Here is an 18,539-nt window from a genome sequence, read left to right on the forward strand (position 1 = left end):
CCTACGTTGGCCCATCGCCCCCGCAGCTCCGTCGAGGAGACGTGGTCGGCCGCCCGCTCCACCCGACCGACCTGACGGAGGCCCCGACCCGTGCCGCGCACCACCTCGACCACCCGAGCCGGCCTGCGAGTGCTGGGGGTGGCGATCCGTCGGGAGCCCTGGGTCTTCGCGGTGGCGGCGATCGGCAGCGTCCTCTTCGGGGCGCTCACGGTCGCCGACGCCTGGGTGCTGGGCTGGGCCACGGAGAACGTCGTGCTGCCCGCGTTCGACACCGGCGAGGTGGGCTCCGGCGCTCTCGTCGCCGTGGTCGCGCTGTTCGTGGGCGTGGCCATCCTGCGGGCCGCGGGGATCGTCGCGCGGCGTCTGGGCGCGGGGATCATGCAGTACCGGATGGAGGCGCACGACCGGAAGGCCGTGACGCGGCAGTACCTCGCGCTGCCGATGGAGTGGCACCACCGCCACCCGACCGGTGTGCTGCTGTCCAACGCCAACTCCGACGTCCAGGCTGCCTGGGGCCCGGTCGCGCCCCTGCCGATGGCGGTCGGCACGATCGCGATGATGGTGATCGCCGTCGTCCAGATGGTGCTGACGGACCTCGTGCTGGCCCTGGTCGGCCTGCTGGTCTTCCCGGCCGTCATCGTGGTCAACCTGTGGTTCCAGCGGAAGACGTCGCCCCTGATGACGCGCGTCCAGGAGCTGCGCGGCGAGGTCAGCGAGATCGCCCACGAGTCCTTCGAGGGCGCCCTGGTCGTCAAGACCCTGGGCCGCGAGGCCGAGGAGACCCGCCGCTTCGCCGAGCGCAGCGCCGAGCTGCGCGACGTCGCGATCCGGGCGGGTCGGCTGCGGGCCGCGTTCGACCCGCTGCTGAACGCGCTGCCGAACGTCGGCGTCCTCCTCGTGCTGGTCGTCGGCGTCGCCCGGGTCACCACGGGGGCCAGCGACCCCGGGTCGGTGGTCACGGTGGCGTACCTGCTGACCATCGTCGGCTTCCCGATCCGCTCCATCGGCTGGTTGCTCGGCGACCTGCCCCGCAGCGTGGTGGGGTACGACCGGGTGCGGGCGGTCCTGTCCGCGGACGGCTCCCTGACCTACGGCCCCGAGAGCGTCGAGGGCTCCGACGTGCGCCGCGACGGCGCGCACCTCGAGGTCGACGGGGTCGACTTCTCCTACGTCGCGGGCGCGCCCGTGCTGCAGGACCTCTCGTTCGACGTCGCCCCCGGCCGGACGGTCGCCGTCGTCGGGGCGACGGCCTCGGGCAAGAGCACCCTCACCTCCCTGCTGACCCGATTGGTGGACCCCGACGCCGGTGCCGTGCGCATCGACGGCGTCGACCTCGCCGACCTGCGCTACGGCGCCCTGGCCGAGGCGGTGGCCGTCGTGGGACAGACGGCGTTCCTCTTCGACGACACCGTGCGGGGCAACGTGGCGCTGGGCACCGACGTGGACGACGAGGCGGTCTGGGCCGCCCTGCGCACCGCGCAGGCCGAGCAGTTCGTCCGACGGCTGCCGCACGGCCTCGACACCCAGCTGGGGGAGCGGGGCACGACCCTGTCGGGCGGCCAGCGACAGCGGTTGTCTCTGGCCCGCGCCCTCGTGCGCCGCCCGCGGCTGCTCGTGCTCGACGACGCCACGTCCGCGGTCGACCCTGAGGTCGAGGCCCGCATCCTCGGTGCGCTGCGTGCCACCAACGACGCGACGCTGCTCGTGGTCGCCTACCGCAAGGCCACCATCGCGCTGGCCGACGAGGTCGTCCACCTCGAGGACGGGCGCGTCGTGGACCGCGGCACCCACGCGGACCTGCTCTCCCGCGACGCGGGGTACGCCCGGCTGGTCACGGCCTACGACCTGCCCGATCCCGGGGGGCCCGGGGGCCCCGCCGGCACGACCGACCCGAGTGCGACGGAGGCCGTGCGATGAGCGTGAAGGTGGCCTCCGGCGAGGAGATCGGCGCGATGGCGACCATCCGTCGCGGCGTGCGGCACTCGCCCGAGCTCGCCGACGGGATCGTCGGCACCCTGCTGCTCGCGGTCGTCGCGACGGGCGGGCAGGTCGTGATCCCGATCGCGGTGCAGCAGACCCTCGACCGCGGCGTGAACGCGCCGGGCGGCACCGACGTCGGCTTCACCGCGCTGGTCGCGGCCCTGGCGGCCCTGGCCGTCCTCGTCACCGGGGTGGCGTCGTACTTCATGACCAAGCGCCTGTTCGTCGCCGCGGAGACGGGATTGGCGTCGCTGCGCGTCAAGGCCTTCCGCCACGTCCACGACCTGCCCCTGGGCACCCAGGACTCGGAACGTCGCGGGGCGCTGGTGTCGCGGGTGACCAGCGACATCGACCAGGTCAGCCAGTTCATCGTCTTCGGTGGCGTCCTCTTCGTGGTCAGCGTCGGCCAGGTGCTGGTCGCGACCGTCGTGATGGCGGTCTACGACTGGAAGCTGACCCTCGTCGTGTGGGTCTGCTTCGCCCCGCTCTTCCTGTCGTTGCGGTACTTCCAGCGCAAGCTCTCGGCGGCGTACGGCATCGTCCGCCGCCAGGTCGGCGTGATGCTCTCGGCCATCGCCGAGCCCGTCGTCGGGGCGGCCGTGGTCCGCGCGTACGCCGTCGAGGGGCGCACCCAGGAGCGCATCGACACCGCCGTCGACACCTACCGGGCCGCCGCGGTGCGGGCGCAGGGCTTCACCGCCGTGACCTTCTCGCTCGGCGGCATCTCGGCGGGGCTGGCCAACGCCGGCGTCATCGTGATCGGCGTGTGGCTGGGGCTGGCCGGCGACATCACGGCGGGCGAGATCCTCGCCTTCGCCTTCCTCGTGACCCTGTTCGTGGGCCCGGTGCAGATGGGCACGCAGATCCTCACGGACGCCCAGAACGCGATCGCCGGATGGCGGCGCACCATCGGTCTGCTGGACACCCCGGCCGAGCTCGTCGACCCGGGAGAGGCCGGCGCGGACCTGCCGGACCGCGCCGTGGACGTCGAGATCGACCACGTGTGGTTCTCCTACCCCGGCGGCGAGCCGGTGCTGCGCGACGTGACCCTGCGGATCCCCGCCGGTCGACGCGTCGCGGTGGTGGGGGAGACCGGGTCGGGCAAGTCGACGATCGCCAAGCTGCTGACCCGGCTCGCCGACCCCGACTCCGGCTCGATCCGGCTCGACGGCACCGACCTGCGCGACGTGCGGGGAGCGTCGCTGCGGCGCCGGGTCGTGCTCGTGCCGCAGGAGGGGTTCCTGTTCGACGACACCGTGCTCGCCAACGCGCGCTACGGCGACCTGGACGCCGACGAGGCCCGGGTCACGGCCGCCGCGGCCGAGCTCGGTCTCGACGACTGGCTGGCGGACCTGCCGCACGGCCTGGCCACCCGGGTGGGCCAGCGCGGCGAGTCGCTGTCGGCCGGGGAGCGCCAGCTCGTCGCGCTGCTGCGGGCCCACCTCGCCGACGCCGACCTGCTCGTCCTCGACGAGGCGACCAGCGCGGTCGACCCCGCGCTGGAGATGCGGATCAACCGGGCGCTGGAGCGGCTGATGGCCGGGCGCACCTCCGTGACGATCGCCCACCGGCTCTCGACCGCCGAGTCCGCCGACGACGTCGTCGTCGTCGACGCCGGCGAGGTGGTGCAGCACGGCCCGCACGCCGAGCTGGTCGGCCAGGCCGGCAGCGTGTACGCACGGCTGCACGCCTCCTGGATCGCCCAGCGGGAGGTGCGGGCGTGAGCGCGGGCCTCGACGCGGATACTGGTGGGGTGAGCCCGTTGCCCGCCGACCTCGCCGCCCGCCTCAAGCGCACCGCCGACGGGCTGGTGGCCGCGATCGTGCAGCAGCACGACACCGGCGAGGTGCTGATGCTCGGCTGGATGGACGACGAGGCGCTCGAGCGGACGCTGACCACCGGTCGCGCCACGTACTGGTCCCGCTCCCGCGGGGAGTACTGGGTCAAGGGCGCCACGTCCGGCCACCACCAGCACGTGCGCGAGGTCCGGCTCGACTGCGACGGCGACGCCCTGCTCGTGAAGGTCGACCAGGTCGGCGCCGCGTGCCACACGGGGGAGCGCACCTGCTTCGACGCGGACCTGCTGGAGCTGCGGTGAGCGGCGTCGGCCCCGGGGCCCGACGCACCTTCGGCCCCGTCGTCCTCGTCGGTGTGGCCGCCGCGGGCCTCGTCGCGTTCGGCGGCACCCGCACGTGGGCCGACACCGGCGGCGCGACGGGCCCGGTCGCCGGCCTCGGCCAGAGCGGGATCGCGACGACCGCCGACCTCGGCGAGTCGCCCCTCGCCGCTGCCCTCGGCCTCGTGGTCCTGGCCTGCTGGGGCGTGGTCCTGGTGACCCGCCGCTGGTTCCGCCGCGTGGTCGCGGGGCTCGGCGCCGTGGCGTCGCTGGGGGTCGTCGCAGTGGCGGTCGCGGCCGCCCGCACGCTGCCCGACGACGTCGCGGCCGAGCTCGCCCGCTCGGGCACGCCCGGCGTGGAGCCCACGCTGACCTGGTGGCTGGCCGCGACCGGCGTCGCCGCCCTGGTCAGCGCGCTGGCGTTCGCGGCCGCCGTGCGCCTCGCGCCGAGCTGGCCGGAGATGGGCTCGCGCTACGACGCCCCCGGGGGCGACGGCGCGGGGCGCGAGGCCGGCGCCGGCACCGCGGACACGTCGACCTCGACGTCGCTCGACCTCTGGAAGGCGATCGACGCGGGCGACGACCCGACCGCGGGCCCCACCGCCGGACCGACGCGCTGACCCGACCCGTCGTCCCGCGCCCCCCGCACCTAGACTCGTCCCCGGCCCGACCAGCAACCAGCAGCAACCCCGAGGAGCCCAGCATGGCCAACAACCACGGCAACACCCCCGCGGCGTGGACCGGTGTCTCGGTCGCCCTCCTGGGCTTCGCGGTGGGTTCGGTGGGCCTGATGCTCGACCCGATCAACATGGTGGTCTTCTGGGTCGGCCTCGCCCTCGCCGTCGGCGCCTTCTTCCTGTTCCTCGTGCTGGCCAAGATGGGTCTGCACGAGGAGAAGCACTGACCTCGGTGACCGTCCTCGACGACATCGTCGCCGGCGTCCGGGAGGACCTCGCCGAGCGCGAGGCCCTGGTCCCGCTCGCCGAGCTCCGGGCGCGTCTCGGTGACGTCGCCCCGGCGCTCGACCCGCTGCCCGGCTTCCGCGGCCCCGGCACCGGCGTGATCGCCGAGGTCAAGCGCCGCAGCCCCAGCAAGGGGCACCTGGCGGACATCCCCGACCCGGTCGCGCTGGCGCAGCAGTACGCGGCCGGCGGCGCGGCCGCCATCAGCGTCCTGACGGAGCAGCGCCGCTTCGGCGGCTCGCTCGGCGACCTGGTCGCCGTGCGCGCGGCGGTGGACGTCCCGCTGCTGCGCAAGGACTTCGTCGTCACCGACTACCAGGTCCTCGAGGCGCGCGCGGCCGGCGCCGACCTGGTCCTGCTCATCGTCGCCGCGCTCGACGACCCCACGCTGCACCGCCTGCACGACCTGGCCCGCGACCTCGGGATGACCGTGCTCGTCGAGGTCCACGACGAGGCGGAGACCGAGCGCGCGGCAGCGCTCGACCTGCAGCTGCTGGGGGTCAACGCCCGCGACCTCAAGACGCTCGAGGTGCACGCCGATACCTTCGGCCGCCTCGCCCCGCTCGCGCCCGCCGGCGCGCTGCTGGTCGCCGAGTCCGGCATCGGCGGCGTCGCGGACGTCGAGCGCTACACCGGCGAGGGCGCCCACGGCGTGCTCGTCGGCGAGACCCTCGTCAAGGGAGGGGACCCCGCCGGCGCGGTGCGCGCCATGGCGGCCGTCGGGACAGGAGCTGCACGATGACCCGCTACGAGGTCGACGACGCCGGGTACTTCGGCGAGGCCGGGCAGTGGGGCGGCCGGTTCATGCCGGAGGCCCTCGTCGCCGCGCTGGACGAGCTGACCGAGGCGTGGCAGGAGGCGATGGCGGACCCGTCCTTCCTGGGCGAGTTCGAGGCGATCCTGCGCGACTACGCCAACCTGCCCAGCCCGCTCTACGAGGCCACCCGCCTCTCCGAGCAGGTCGGCTGCCGCGTGCTGCTCAAGCGCGAGGACCTCAACCACACGGGCGCCCACAAGATCCGCAACGTGCTGGGCCAGGCGCTGCTGACCAAGCGGATGGGCAAGAAGCGGGTGATCGCGGAGACCGGAGCCGGCCAGCACGGCGTCGCCAGCGCCACCGCGGCCGCGTACCTCGGTCTCGACTGCACGGTCTACATGGGCGCGGTCGACACGCGCCGCCAGGCGCTCAACGTCGCCCGCATGCAGCTGCTGGGCGCGGAGGTCGTGCCGGTCGACACCGGCAGCGGCACCCTCAAGGACGCCATCAACGAGGCGTTCCGCGACTGGGTCGCGAGCGTCGACCACACCGCGTACCTGTTCGGCACGGCCGCCGGGCCCCACCCGTTCCCCAGCATGGTGCGCGACTTCTGCCGCGGCATCGGCGACGAGGCGCGGGCGCAGGTGCTGGAGCGGTACGGCCGCCTGCCCGACGCCGTGACCGCCTGCGTCGGTGGCGGGTCCAACGCCATCGGGCTGTTCGCCGGCTTCCTCGACGACCCCGAGGTCGCGATCTGGGGCTTCGAGCCCGGGGGCGACGGCGTCGAGACCGGCCGGCACGCGGCTACGATCACCGCCGGCGAGTCCGGGGTGCTCCACGGGGCGCGGACCTTCGTGCTGCAGGACGACGACGGCCAGACCGTCGAGTCGCACTCGATCTCCGCGGGCCTGGACTACCCGGGCGTCGGCCCGCAGCACTCCCACCTCGCCCACGTCGGGCGCGCCACCTACGCGCCCGTGACCGACGCGCAGGCCATGGACGCGATGTCGCTCCTGGCGCGCACCGAGGGGATCATCTGCGCCATCGAGTCCGCCCACGCGGTGGCCGGCTCGATGCAGCTGGCCCGCGAGCTGGCCGCGACGAAGGGGCCCGAGGCGATCGTCCTGATCAACCTCTCCGGGCGCGGGGACAAGGACATGGGCACCGCCATCGAGTGGTTCGGCCTGGGCGACGCGGGACGGGGCGTCGAGGCATGAGCGTGACCCCCGCCTTCGAGCGCGCACGGTCGGAGGGCCGCGCCGCCCTGGTCGGCTACCTGCCGGCCGGCTTCCCCGACGTGCCCGGCGCGGTCGACGCGCTGCACGTCATGGTCGACGCCGGCTGCGACGTCATCGAGATCGGCCTGCCCTACAGCGACCCGGTGATGGACGGACCGACGATCCAGGCCGCCGCCCAGCAGGCGCTCGAGGGCGGCTGCCGCACGGCCGACGTCCTGCGCACGGTGGAGGCGGTCGCCGCGACCGGCACGCCGACGCTGGTGATGACGTACTGGAACCCCGTCGAGCGCTACGGCGTCGAGCGGTTCGCCGCCGACCTGGCCGGCGCGGGCGGCGCGGGGCTGATCACGCCCGACATCACGCCCGACTACGGCGCCGAGTGGATCGCGGCGGCCGACGCCCACGACCTCGACAAGGTCTTCCTCGTCGCCCCCTCCTCGACCGACGAGCGCGTCACGATGACCACGGCCGCGTGCCGCGGGTTCGTGTACGCGACCGCCGTGATGGGCGTGACCGGTGCCCGCACCACCACCTCCGACCTCGCCGGCCCGCTCGTGTCCCGCACCAAGGCGCTCTCGCCCGCGGGGGCGTACCTGCCCGTCGGTGTCGGCCTCGGCGTCAGCACCGGCGACCAGGCGGCCGAGACGGCTGCGCACGCCGACGGCGTCATCGTCGGCTCCGCCTTCGTGCGCACCCTGCTGGAGGCAGGCGGCGACCGGCAGGCCGGGCTCGCCGCGCTCCGGACGCTGACGGCCGACCTGGCCGACGGCGTGCGTCGCGCCCGCGTCGCCGGCTGAGGGTCGCTCGCCGAGGCCCGTTTCCGACCTGGGGGAGCGGCAGTCCATGATGGGCGCCATGCTCTCCGTGCTCGGCACCCTCGCGCTGCTGCCGCTGACCATCCCCAGCCCGGCCGAGGGGGTCTGGAACCTCGGCCCCGTGCCCATCCGCGGGTACGCGCTGTGCATCATCGCGGGCGTCGTGGCGGCGGTCTGGATCGGCGAGAAGCGCTGGCAGGCGCGCGGCGGCGCCTACGGCGACGTCCAGGACATCGCCCTGTGGGCGATCCCGTTCGGCCTGGTCGGCGCGCGGGCGTACCACGTCGCGACCGACTGGGAGCTCTACTTCGGCGAGGGGCGGCGCCCGATCGAGGCGTTGTACCTGTGGAACGGCGGGCTCGGGATCTGGGGCGCGATCGCGCTCGGCGCGGTGGGCGCGTACATCGGCGCACGCCGCAAGGGCATCAGGTTCCTGCCGTTCGCGGACGCCCTGGCGCCGGGGCTGCTGGTCGCGCAGGCGCTGGGCCGGTGGGGCAACTGGTTCAACCAGGAGCTGTTCGGGCGCCCGACCGACCAGCCCTGGGGGCTCGAGATCGACCCGGCCTACCGGCCCGACGGCTACGAGCAGTACGCGACCTTCCACCCCACGTTCCTCTACGAGTTCCTGTGGAACCTCGCCGCGTTCGCCCTCATCATCTGGCTCGACCGCCGGTTCCGGCTCGGGCACGGCCGGGTGCTGGCCCTCTACGTCGCCGCCTACACCGCCGGTCGCGGCTGGAACGAGATGCTGCGCATCGACGAGGTGCAGCTCAACGACGTGCTGGGCCTGCGCTGGAACGTGTGGGTCTCGCTGCTCCTGCTGCTCGGGTCGCTGCTGTACCTCTACCTGCACCGCGGCCGGGGCCGCGAGGAGGCGGTGTACGTCGAGGGCCGGGCGCCGCTGACCGAGGACGAGTCCGAGGGCGAGGCCGACGCGAAGGCCGACGCGAAGGCCGACGCGAAGGCCGACGCGAAGGCCGACGGGACATCGTCCTCCGACGACGACGTCGCGACGGACGATCCCGCGCCGCGCGGCGGCTCGACCGCCGACTGACCGTCGAACGGGCGCCGTCGCGCCCGTCGTGCACGACCACGCCGGGCCCGGCGTGAAACCTGGCGTAGCGCGCAGGTTTCACGGTGGTAACCTGAGCGCCTGCAGGGCCAACGTCGTCCCTCCTCAGTGAGCCCCGGAGGCCACGCAGACCCGGCGATCGCCGATCTCGTCCGTGCCACCTCCGCGGCCCGCACCCAGCACAGCTACGTCCGGTTCGTGCACGCACGGACGGACCCCGACGACGGGAGAGCATCCGTGCCCATCTCGCACGCGATCCCCGAGGCCCAAGGGCTCTACGACCCTCGCTTCGAGCACGACGCCTGCGGCGTCGCGTTCGTGGCGACGATGACCGGCGTGGCCAGCCACGACATCGTCGCGAAGGCGCTCCAGGCCCTGCGCAACCTCGACCACCGCGGCGCCGCGGGCGCCGAGCCCAACTCGGGCGACGGCGCCGGCATCCTCCTGCAGGTGCCGGACGCGTTCCTGCGCGCCGTCGCGGGCGTGGAGCTGCCCGAGGCCGGCCGGTACGCGGTCGGCGTGGGCTTCCTGCCCGCCGACGCGGACGACCTCGCCAAGACCCGCACGAAGATCGAGGAGATCGCCGCCCAGGAGGGCGTGCGCGTGCTCGGCTGGCGCGACGTCCCGGTGGCCCCCGAGGTCCTCGGTTCGATGGCGCTCAGCGTCATGCCGACGTTCAGCCAGCTCTTCCTCGCCCCGGTCGACGAGTCGGTCACCGGCATGGACCTCGAGCGGCTCGCGTTCTGCGTGCGCAAGCGGGCGGAGCGCGAGGCGGAGGCGTACTTCCCCTCGCTCTCGTCGCGCACCCTCGTCTACAAGGGCATGCTGACGACCGACCAGCTCGACCACTTCTTCCCCGACCTGCGCGACGAGCGCATGGCCTCGGCGATCGGCGTCGTGCACTCGCGCTTCTCGACCAACACGTTCCCGAGCTGGCCGCTGGCCCACCCGTTCCGGTTCATCGCCCACAACGGCGAGATCAACACCGTGATGGGCAACCGGAACTGGATGCGCGCCCGCGAGGCGCTCCTGGCCTCCGACGTCATCCCCGGCGACCTCGACCGGCTCTTCCCGATCTGCACCCCGGGCGCCTCGGACTCGGCGTCGTTCGACGAGGTGCTCGAGCTGCTGCACCTCGGCGGCCGCAGCCTGCCGCACTCGGTGCTGATGATGATCCCCGAGGCGTGGGAGAACCACGGCGAGATGGACGACGCCAAGCGCGCGTTCTACGAGTTCCACGCCTCGACCATGGAGGCCTGGGACGGCCCCGCGTGCGTCGTGTTCACCGACGGCGCCCAGATCGGCGCGACGCTGGACCGCAACGGCCTGCGCCCCTCCCGCTTCTGGGTCACCGACGACGGTCTGGTCGTGCTGGCCTCCGAGGTCGGCGTGCTCGACATCGACCCGGCGACCATCGTGCGCAAGGGCCGGCTGCAGCCCGGCAAGATGTTCCTGGTCGACCTCGAGGAGCACCGCATCGTCGAGGACGAGGAGATCAAGGCCGGCCTCGCGGCCGAGCAGCCGTACGCCGAGTGGCTCGCGGGCGGTCTCCTGCACCTCAAGGACGTCCCCGAGCGCGAGCACATCGTGCACACGCACGCCTCGGTCACGCGCCGCCAGCAGATCTTCGGCTACACCGAGGAGGAGCTGCGCGTCCTGCTGACGCCGATGGCGAACGCGGGCGCCGAGCCGATCGGCTCCATGGGCACCGACACCCCGATCGCGGCGCTGAGCGAGAAGCCGCGACTGCTGTTCGACTACTTCGCGCAGCTGTTCGCCCAGGTGACGAACCCGCCGCTGGACGCGATCCGCGAGGAGCTCGTCACCTCGCTCAACGGCTCGATCGGCCCCGAGTCGAACCTGCTCGCCCCGGGCCCCGACTCGTGCCGCCAGATCGTCCTGCCGTTCCCGGTGATCGACAACGACGAGCTGGCCAAGATCCGCCACATCAACCGCGACGGGGAGCACCCCGGCTTCGTCACGCACGTGGCGCGCGGCCTCTACGAGGTCGAGGGCGGCGGCGCCTCCATGGCGCAGCGGATCGCCGAGATCTGCGCCGAGGTCAGCGCCGCGATCGCCGACGGGGCCCGGATCATCGTGCTCTCCGACCGGCACTCGACCCGCGAGCTCGCCCCGATCCCGTCGCTGCTGCTCACGGGCGCGGTGCACCACCACCTGGTGCGTGAGAAGACCCGCACCCAGGTCGGCCTGCTCGTCGAGGCCGGCGACGTGCGCGAGGTCCACCACGTCGCGCTGCTGGTCGGCTACGGCGCGGCCGCGGTGAACCCGTACCTGGCGATGGAGTCCGTCGAGGACCTCGCCCGGGCCGGCTACTACGTCACGGCCGACCCGCAGGTCGCCGTGCGCAACCTCGTGAAGGCGCTCGGCAAGGGCGTGCTCAAGGTGATGAGCAAGATCGGCGTCTCGACGGTGGCCTCCTACACGGGCGCCCAGATCTTCGAGGCCGTCGGGCTCTCGCAGGAGCTGGTCGACGCGTACTTCACCGGCACCACCTCCAAGCTCGGCGGCATCGGCATCGAGACGGTCGCCGAGGAGGTCGCGCGGCGCCACGCCACGGCGTACCCGCCGAGCGGCGTCGCCCCGTCGCACCGCGAGCTGTCGATCGGCGGCGAGTACCAGTGGCGTCGCGAGGGCGAGCCGCACCTGTTCGACCCGGAGACGGTCTTCCGCCTCCAGCACTCGACCCGCGCGGGCCGCTTCGACGTGTTCCAGCAGTACACGCAGCGGGTCGACGAGCAGTCCGAGCGCCTCATGACGCTGCGCGGGCTCTTCCGGCTGCGCAGCGCCGAGGACGCCGGGCGCACGCCCGTCCCGCTCGAGGAGGTCGAACCCGTCGAGGCGATCGTCAAGCGGTTCTCGACCGGCGCGATGTCCTACGGCTCGATCTCGCAGGAGGCGCACGAGACCCTCGCGATCGCGATGAACCGGCTCGGCGCGAAGTCGAACACCGGTGAGGGCGGCGAGGACCCGGAGCGTCTGCACGACCCGGAGCGACGCAGCTCGATCAAGCAGGTCGCCTCGGGCCGCTTCGGCGTCACGAGCGAGTACCTGACCAACGCCGACGACATCCAGATCAAGATGGCGCAGGGCGCGAAGCCCGGCGAGGGCGGGCAGCTGCCCGGCCACAAGGTCTACCCGTGGGTGGCCAAGACCCGGCACTCCACGCCGGGAGTGGGCCTGATCAGCCCGCCGCCGCACCACGACATCTACTCGATCGAGGACCTGGCGCAGCTGATCCACGACCTCAAGAACGCCAACCCGGCGGCCCGCATCCACGTGAAGCTGGTCTCCGAGGTCGGTGTCGGCACGGTCGCGACCGGTGTCTCCAAGGCGCACGCCGACGTCGTCCTGATCTCCGGGCACGATGGCGGCACGGGCGCCTCGCCGCTGACGTCGCTCAAGCACGCGGGCGGTCCCTGGGAGCTCGGGCTCGCCGAGGCGCAGCAGACGCTGCTGCTCAACGGCCTGCGCGACCGGATCGTGGTGCAGGCGGACGGTCAGCTCAAGACCGGCCGCGACGTGGTCATCGCCGCCCTGCTGGGCGCCGAGGAGTTCGGTTTCGCGACGGCCCCGCTGGTGGTCTCGGGCTGCATCATGATGCGCGTGTGCCACCTGGACACCTGTCCGGTCGGCGTCGCGACGCAGAACCCGGTGCTGCGCGAGCGGTTCAGCGGCAAGGCGGAGTACGTCGTCAACTTCTTCACCTACATCGCCCAGGAGGTCCGCCAGTACCTGGCCGACCTCGGCTTCCGCAGCATCGACGAGGCGGTCGGCCAGGTCGCCAGCCTCGACGTCGAGCGTGCGGTCGACCACTGGAAGGCGTCCGGGCTCGACCTGGCGCCGATCCTGCACGTGCCGGACAACGTGATGTTCCCGGACCAGGACCTGCGCTGCACCGGCACGCAGGACCACGGCCTGGACAAGGCGCTCGACAACGAGCTCATCGCCATCGCCGCCCCGGCGCTGGAGAACGGCGAGCCGGTGCGGGCCCAGGTCGCGGTGCGCAACGTCAACCGGACGGTCGGCACGATGCTCGGCCACGAGGTCACGAAGCGCTACCGGGGCGAGGGGCTGCCCGAGGGCACCATCGACATCACCTTCACCGGCTCGGCGGGCCAGTCGTTCGGCGCGTTCGTGCCGCGCGGTGTCACGCTGCGCCTCGAGGGCGACGGCAACGACTACGTCGGCAAGGGCCTGTCCGGCGGCCGCATCGCGATCCGCCCGGACCGCTCGGCCACGTTCGCCTCGCAGGAGCAGATCATCGCCGGCAACACGATCGCCTACGGCGCGACGTCGGGCGAGATCTTCATCCGCGGCGGGGTCGGCGAGCGCTGCTGCGTGCGCAACTCCGGCGCGCTGGTCGTGACCGAGGGCGTGGGCGACCACGCCGCGGAGTACATGACCGGTGGACGCCTGGTGGTGCTCGGCAAGACGGGCCGCAACTTCGCGGCCGGCATGTCGGGCGGCATCGCGTGGGTGCTCGACCTCAAGCCGTGGCGGGTCAACGACGAGCTCGTCGACCTGCGTCCGGTGGAGGGCGAGGCCGCCGAGGAGCTGCACGCGTACGTGCGTGCGTTCTCCGAGGAGACCGGGTCGGAGGTCGCCGAGCAGCTGCTCGCCGACTGGCCGGCCGCCGTGGGCCGCTTCACCGAGGTGATGCCCCGCGACTTCAAGCGGGTGCTCGACGCCCGCGCCGAGGCCGAGGCCGAGGGCCTCGACGAGGACCAGACCGCTGCGCGGATCATGGAGGTGCTGCATGGCTGACCCCAAGGGCTTCCTGAAGGAGGGCCGCCAGGTCGCGACCCGTCGTCCGGTGGACGAGCGGGTGCGGGACTGGAACGAGGTGTACCCCGACGGGATCGGCCGCGCGCTGCTCCCGATCATCACGCCGCAGGCCGGGCGCTGCATGGATTGCGGCATCCCGTTCTGCCACCAGGGCTGCCCGCTGGGCAACATCATCCCGGAGTGGAACGACCTGGTCTGGCGCGACGACTGGGAGGAGGCCATCGAGCGTCTGCACGCGACGAACAACTTCCCGGAGTTCACGGGCCGCCTGTGCCCGGCGCCGTGCGAGACGGCCTGCGTCCTGGGCATCAACCAGGACCCGGTGACGATCAAGAACGTCGAGGTCTCGATCATCGACCGCGCCTGGGAGGAGGGCTACGTCAAGCCCCAGCCCCCGGAGTGGCTCTCGGGCAAGACGGTCGCCGTCGTGGGCTCGGGCCCCGCGGGACTCGCCGCCGCCCAGCAGCTGACGCGCGCCGGCCACACGGTCGCGGTCTACGAGCGCTCCGACAAGATCGGTGGCCTGCTGCGCTACGGCATCCCCGAGTTCAAGATGGAGAAGCAGCACGTCGAGCGTCGTCTCGACCAGATGCGCCGCGAGGGCACGATCTTCCGCACCGGCAAGAACGTGGGCGTCGACATCACGGGTGAGGAGCTGCGCACGCGCTACGACGCGGTCGTGCTCGCCACCGGTGCGACGGTGCCCCGCGACCTGCCGGTCACCGGGCGCGAGCTCGGCGGGATCCACCAGGCGATGGACTTCCTGCCGCAGGCCAACCGCGTCGCGGTCGGCGAGGACCCGACGACCGACGGCACGGACCAGATCCGCGCCGACGGCAAGAACGTCGTGATCATCGGCGGCGGCGACACCGGCGCCGACTGCCTGGGGACCTCGATCCGCCAGGGCGCCGCGTCGATCACCCAGCTCGAGATCATGCCGCAGCCGGGCGGCGCGCGACCCAGCGCGCAGCCGTGGCCGACGTACCCGCAGCTGTTCCGCGTCTCCTCGGCCCACGAGGAGGGCGGCGACCGCGTGTACGCCGTGTCCACCAAGGAGTTCCTGGGCGACGAGGACGGCAACGTCCGTGCCCTCGTGCTCGTGGACGTCCGGTTCGAGGACGGCAAGCTGGTCGAGGTGGAGGGCACGGAGCGGGAGATCCCGGCCGAGCTGGTGCTCTTCGCGATGGGCTTCACCGGGCCCGAGACCGACTCGGTCGTCGCCCAGCTCGGCCTCGACCTGGACGAGCGCAACAACGTCAAGCGCGACGCCACCTACCGCACGTCGGTCAGCGGCGTGTTCGCCGCCGGCGACGCCGGGCGTGGGCAGTCGCTCATCGTCTGGGCCATCGCCGAGGGTCGCGCCGCCGCGGCCGCCGTCGACGAGTACCTGACGGGTTCGACGTCGCTGCCGGTGCCGATCAAGTCGACCGAGCGTCCGCTCGTCGTCTGAGCCGTAGGACGTCCTACGACGTCGCGCGAGGACGTCCCGACGGCCCCGGCCCGCCACGGCGGACCGGGGCCGTCGGCCGTCCGGAGGCGTTCCGCGAGGGGTCTCAGGGCTCTCACAGGTCGTCCTGACCGAACGTTGTTGGAACGTTCAAGGTCCGGTGCGCTGCGGCAGCGCGCACGGCGATAGGCTCGTGCCGTGCGCAGAGCCAAGATCGTCTGTACGTTGGGGCCGGCCACCGCGAGTGCCCGCCGCATCCAAGAGCTCGTCTACGCCGGCATGGACGTCGCGCGACTCAACATGAGTCACGGCAGCCACGCCGACCACGAGCAGAGCTACCAGCTGGTCCGACAGGCGTCGGACTCCAGCGGGCGCGGCGTGGGCATCCTCGCCGACCTGCAGGGTCCGAAGATCCGCCTGGAGACCTTCGCGGACGGTCCCGTCGTGCTGCGGCGCGGGCAGAGCTGGTGCATCACGACCCGCGACGTGCCGGGGGACGCCGCGATCTGCGGCACCACGTACAAGGGCCTGCCCGGCGACGTGAAGCCCGGGGACCTGCTGCTGATCGACGACGGCAAGGTGCGTCTGCGCGTCGTGTCCGTCACCGACACCGACGTCGAGACCGAGGTGCTGATCGGCGGCAAGGTCTCCGACCACAAGGGCATCAACCTGCCCGGCGTCGCCGTCTCCGTGCCGGCGCTGTCGGAGAAGGACATCGAGGACCTGCGCTGGGCGCTGCGGATCGGCGTCGACTTCATCGCGCTGAGCTTCGTGCGCAACGCGGAGGACGCGGACGACGTGCGCGCGATCATGGCGGAGGAGGGCCGCACGGTCCCGATCATCGCCAAGATCGAGAAGCCGCAGGCGATCGAGAACCTCGAGGGCATCGTGGCGGCGTTCGACGCCTTCATGGTGGCCCGTGGCGACCTCGGGGTGGAGTGCCCGCTCGAGGACGTGCCGTTCCACCAGAAGCGGATCATCGACCTGGCCCGCCGCAACGCGAAGCCGGTCATCGTGGCCACGCAGATGCTCGAGTCGATGGTCAACGCGCCCGCACCGACGCGCGCCGAGGCCTCCGACGTCGCCAACGCGGTGCTCGACGGGGCTGACGCCGTGATGCTCTCGGGCGAGACGAGCGTGGGGGAGTACCCCGTCACGACGGTCGAGACCATGGCGCGCATCATCGAGAGCGCCGACCGGCACGCGGCGAAGGACATCCGCGAGATCGACTGGGACCCGCACACCAAGGGCGGCATCATCGCGCTGGCCGCGGCCCAGGTCGCCGAGCGCGTGGGCGCCAAGTACCTCGTCGCCTTCACGCAGAGCGGCGACTCGGCCCGCCGGGTCGCCCGCTATCGCGGCCCGATCCCGGTGCTCGCCTTCACCCCGCTGGCCTCCACGCGATCGCACCTGGCGGTCACCTGGGGTGTCGAGACCTTCAAGACCGCTCCGGTCGAGCACACCGACGAGATGGTGCGCCAGGTCGACGAGGCCCTGCTGCGCATCGAGCGCGTCGAGGAGGGCGACCTCGTCGTCATCATCGCCGGCGCGCCCCCCGGCATCCCCGGCTCGACCAACGCGCTGCGCGTGCACAAGATCGGCGACGCCATCAACGAGGTGGCGCCCGCCTACCGACGCAGCTGAGCGTCACTCCTCGGGACCGATCAGCGTGTCGAGACGAGCCACCCCGGCCCGTCGCGACACGCTGATCGGCCACCACGACGACGCAGCCAGGAGGATGCGCGCCACGGGCACGACGAGGTCGAGGGCCCACGTGCCCAGGTCGCGGACGTCGGCGGAGTGGTTCACGAACTGCCAGCGGGCGTAGTCGAGGCGCCGCTGCCGGCCGTCGACGGTCCGGGTCGCCCAGTTGCGCACCCGCGAGCCGTCGGAGTGGAACAGGCCGCGCAGGAAGGCCGCCGGCTCGGCCTCGACCAGCGCGCGCTGCCACGGCTCCAGCACGATGGGCCGCTCGTGCTTGCGCCCCGGTCCGTGCTGCGGGAACAGGCAGGGCCAGAGCTTCCAGTGCTGGGAGACGACGATCGTGCCCGGCGCTCGGACGAGGTGGACGGGCCGGCGGGGATGGACCCGACGGCACAGCGCGACGACGTCCTCGACGATGCCGGGCAGGGACGCGTCGCAGCTGACCCGCAGCGTGTGGCACCGCCGCGCCGCGCTCACGTGGCCGTCGCCGAGGTAGAAGCCGAGGAGCGCCGAGTACGCCCGCGCCTCGAGCGACCGGCCGTGGCATCGGGGGCACGACGCCGCACCAGCACCCGCTCCGTCCCGCCACGACCGCGACGTGGAACGGCTGACCCCGGTGCGGCGGGACACCTCGGAGAGCGAGTGCTCTGCGTCGAGCAGCAGCAGCGCCTCTCGGCGCACGGACGGCGGGTGCACGCCCTCAGCCTGTCTCGCGCCACCGACAGCCGGGCCGCCGTCGGCCCTCGCGCGAGCGCTCACGGGGTGCCCCGAGTGGGATTCGAACCCACACTGAATGGTGTTTGAGACCATCGCCTCTGCCGTTGGGCTATCGGGGCCGCGGCTGCGCTGCGCAACCGTAGCGGATGACGTGACCGACACGACCCGGCGGCGGCGCGGTCGCTGCGGCGTCGGCCAGCACGGCGCGGCGACGGCGGGCTAGCCTTCTGCCCGTGACCGTTCAAGAGCAGCCTCCCCGTCGCCGCGTCGTCATCGCCGAGGACGAGGCGCTGATCCGGATGGACCTCGCCGAGATGCTGGCCGACGAGGGCTTCGAGGTCGTGGGGGAGGCCGGGGACGGGCAGCGGGCCATCGAGCTGGCGGAGGAGCTGCGGCCCGACCTCGTCGTGCTGGACGTCAAGATGCCCGTGCTCGACGGGATCTCCGCGGCCGAGCGCATCGCGGCCGAGCGGATCGCGCCGGTCGTCATCCTCACCGCCTTCTCGCAGCGCGACCTCGTGGAGCGGGCCCGCGACGCGGGAGCGATGGCGTACCTCGTCAAGCCCTTCTCGGCGACCGACCTGGTGCCCGCCATCGAGATGGCGGTGAGCCGCTTCGCGGAGCTCAGCCACCTCGAGCGCGAGGTCGGCGACCTCACCGAGCGCCTCGAGACGCGCAAGCTGGTCGACCGCGCCAAGGGCGTCCTGCAGGCGGACCTCGGGCTCAGCGAGGCCGACGCGTTCCGGTGGATCCAGAAGACGGCCATGGACCTGCGCCTGTCGATGCGGCAGGTCGCCGAGGGCGTCATCACGCACGGCCCCGGCGTCGGCGCCTGAGGGCGACGCGGCCGGCGGGTCCGTCCGGGGCCCGTCGCGGACGCGTCCGATGACACTCGGAGACCCAACTGTTACCTGTCGGGTGCCGA

Annotated in this window: 14 protein-coding genes and 1 tRNA gene; 13 read left to right on the forward strand and 2 right to left on the reverse strand. The window is 73.0% G+C overall.

All coding sequences use genetic code 11. The features are described from left to right. The first annotated feature begins 90 nt into the window (after positions 1-90). The 12 genes from RDV89_RS15705 to pyk all read left to right on the forward strand — a co-directional run bounded on the left by RDV89_RS15705 (position 91) and on the right by pyk (position 16,837). Positions 91-1,917, forward strand: coding sequence for an ABC transporter ATP-binding protein (locus RDV89_RS15705; protein ID WP_315734389.1), 1,827 nt, complete (start codon positions 91-93; stop codon positions 1,915-1,917). Next, entirely contained in the window at positions 1,914-3,704 is a 1,791-nt protein-coding gene (locus tag RDV89_RS15710; protein WP_315734391.1) for an ABC transporter ATP-binding protein, read from the forward strand. The genes RDV89_RS15705 and RDV89_RS15710 overlap by 4 nt, the downstream gene beginning before the upstream one ends. Before the next feature lie 29 nt (positions 3,705-3,733). Next, positions 3,734-4,078, forward strand: coding sequence for a phosphoribosyl-AMP cyclohydrolase (gene hisI / locus RDV89_RS15715; RefSeq protein WP_315734393.1), 345 nt, complete (start codon positions 3,734-3,736; stop codon positions 4,076-4,078). Beyond that, positions 4,075-4,716, forward strand: a complete 642-nt coding sequence (locus RDV89_RS15720; RefSeq protein WP_315734395.1) for a Trp biosynthesis-associated membrane protein — start codon at positions 4,075-4,077, stop codon at positions 4,714-4,716. The genes hisI and RDV89_RS15720 overlap by 4 nt, the downstream gene beginning before the upstream one ends. Before the next feature lie 83 nt (positions 4,717-4,799). After that, a complete protein-coding gene (locus tag RDV89_RS15725; RefSeq protein ID WP_315734397.1) occupies positions 4,800-5,000 on the forward strand; it encodes an HGxxPAAW family protein in 201 nt (66 codons plus the stop codon). A 5-nt stretch (positions 5,001-5,005) separates the two neighbouring features. Beyond that, positions 5,006-5,800, forward strand: a complete 795-nt coding sequence (gene trpC / locus RDV89_RS15730) for an indole-3-glycerol phosphate synthase TrpC (protein ID WP_315734398.1) — start codon at positions 5,006-5,008, stop codon at positions 5,798-5,800. Further along, entirely contained in the window at positions 5,797-7,032 is a 1,236-nt protein-coding gene (trpB, locus tag RDV89_RS15735) for a tryptophan synthase subunit beta (RefSeq protein ID WP_315734400.1), read from the forward strand. Before trpC ends, trpB begins: the two co-directional genes overlap by 4 nt. Next, positions 7,029-7,850: a tryptophan synthase subunit alpha gene (trpA, locus tag RDV89_RS15740; RefSeq protein WP_315734401.1), complete on the forward strand. Its 822-nt coding sequence runs from the start codon at positions 7,029-7,031 to the stop codon at positions 7,848-7,850. The genes trpB and trpA overlap by 4 nt, the downstream gene beginning before the upstream one ends. A gap of 58 nt (positions 7,851-7,908) precedes the next feature. Then, complete coding sequence (gene lgt / locus RDV89_RS15745) at positions 7,909-8,922, forward strand: prolipoprotein diacylglyceryl transferase (RefSeq protein WP_315734403.1); 1,014 nt, start codon at positions 7,909-7,911, stop codon at positions 8,920-8,922. Between the two features lie 255 nt (positions 8,923-9,177). Next, the gene (gltB, locus tag RDV89_RS15750) at positions 9,178-13,725 is read left to right on the forward strand and encodes a glutamate synthase large subunit (protein ID WP_315734405.1); all 4,548 of its coding nucleotides are present in this window, start codon (positions 9,178-9,180) and stop codon (positions 13,723-13,725) included. Further along, positions 13,718-15,196, forward strand: coding sequence for a glutamate synthase subunit beta (locus RDV89_RS15755; RefSeq protein ID WP_315734407.1), 1,479 nt, complete (start codon positions 13,718-13,720; stop codon positions 15,194-15,196). The genes gltB and RDV89_RS15755 overlap by 8 nt, the downstream gene beginning before the upstream one ends. A 195-nt stretch (positions 15,197-15,391) precedes the next feature. Continuing rightward, positions 15,392-16,837, forward strand: coding sequence for a pyruvate kinase (pyk, locus tag RDV89_RS15760; RefSeq protein ID WP_315734409.1), 1,446 nt, complete (start codon positions 15,392-15,394; stop codon positions 16,835-16,837). Between the two features lie 3 nt (positions 16,838-16,840). Here pyk and RDV89_RS15765 read toward each other — a convergent pair whose 3' ends face one another. Together RDV89_RS15765 and RDV89_RS15770 are read right to left on the reverse strand one after the other, a co-directional pair. Then, positions 16,841-17,593 (reverse strand): transcriptional regulator, encoded by a 753-nt coding sequence (locus RDV89_RS15765; RefSeq protein ID WP_315734411.1) that lies wholly within the window; start codon positions 17,591-17,593, stop codon positions 16,841-16,843. A 67-nt stretch (positions 17,594-17,660) separates the two neighbouring features. Continuing rightward, a tRNA-Leu gene (locus tag RDV89_RS15770) sits at positions 17,661-17,733 on the reverse strand. A 114-nt stretch (positions 17,734-17,847) separates the two neighbouring features. Here RDV89_RS15770 and RDV89_RS15775 point away from each other — a divergent pair. After that, on the forward strand, positions 17,848-18,450 hold the full coding sequence (locus tag RDV89_RS15775) for an ANTAR domain-containing response regulator (protein WP_315734413.1): 603 nt from the start codon (positions 17,848-17,850) through the stop codon (positions 18,448-18,450). The last annotated feature ends 89 nt before the right edge of the window (positions 18,451-18,539 follow it).

The sequence above is a fragment of the Nocardioides imazamoxiresistens genome (assembly GCF_032378595.1).
GTDB lineage: Bacteria > Actinomycetota > Actinomycetes > Propionibacteriales > Nocardioidaceae > Nocardioides > Nocardioides imazamoxiresistens.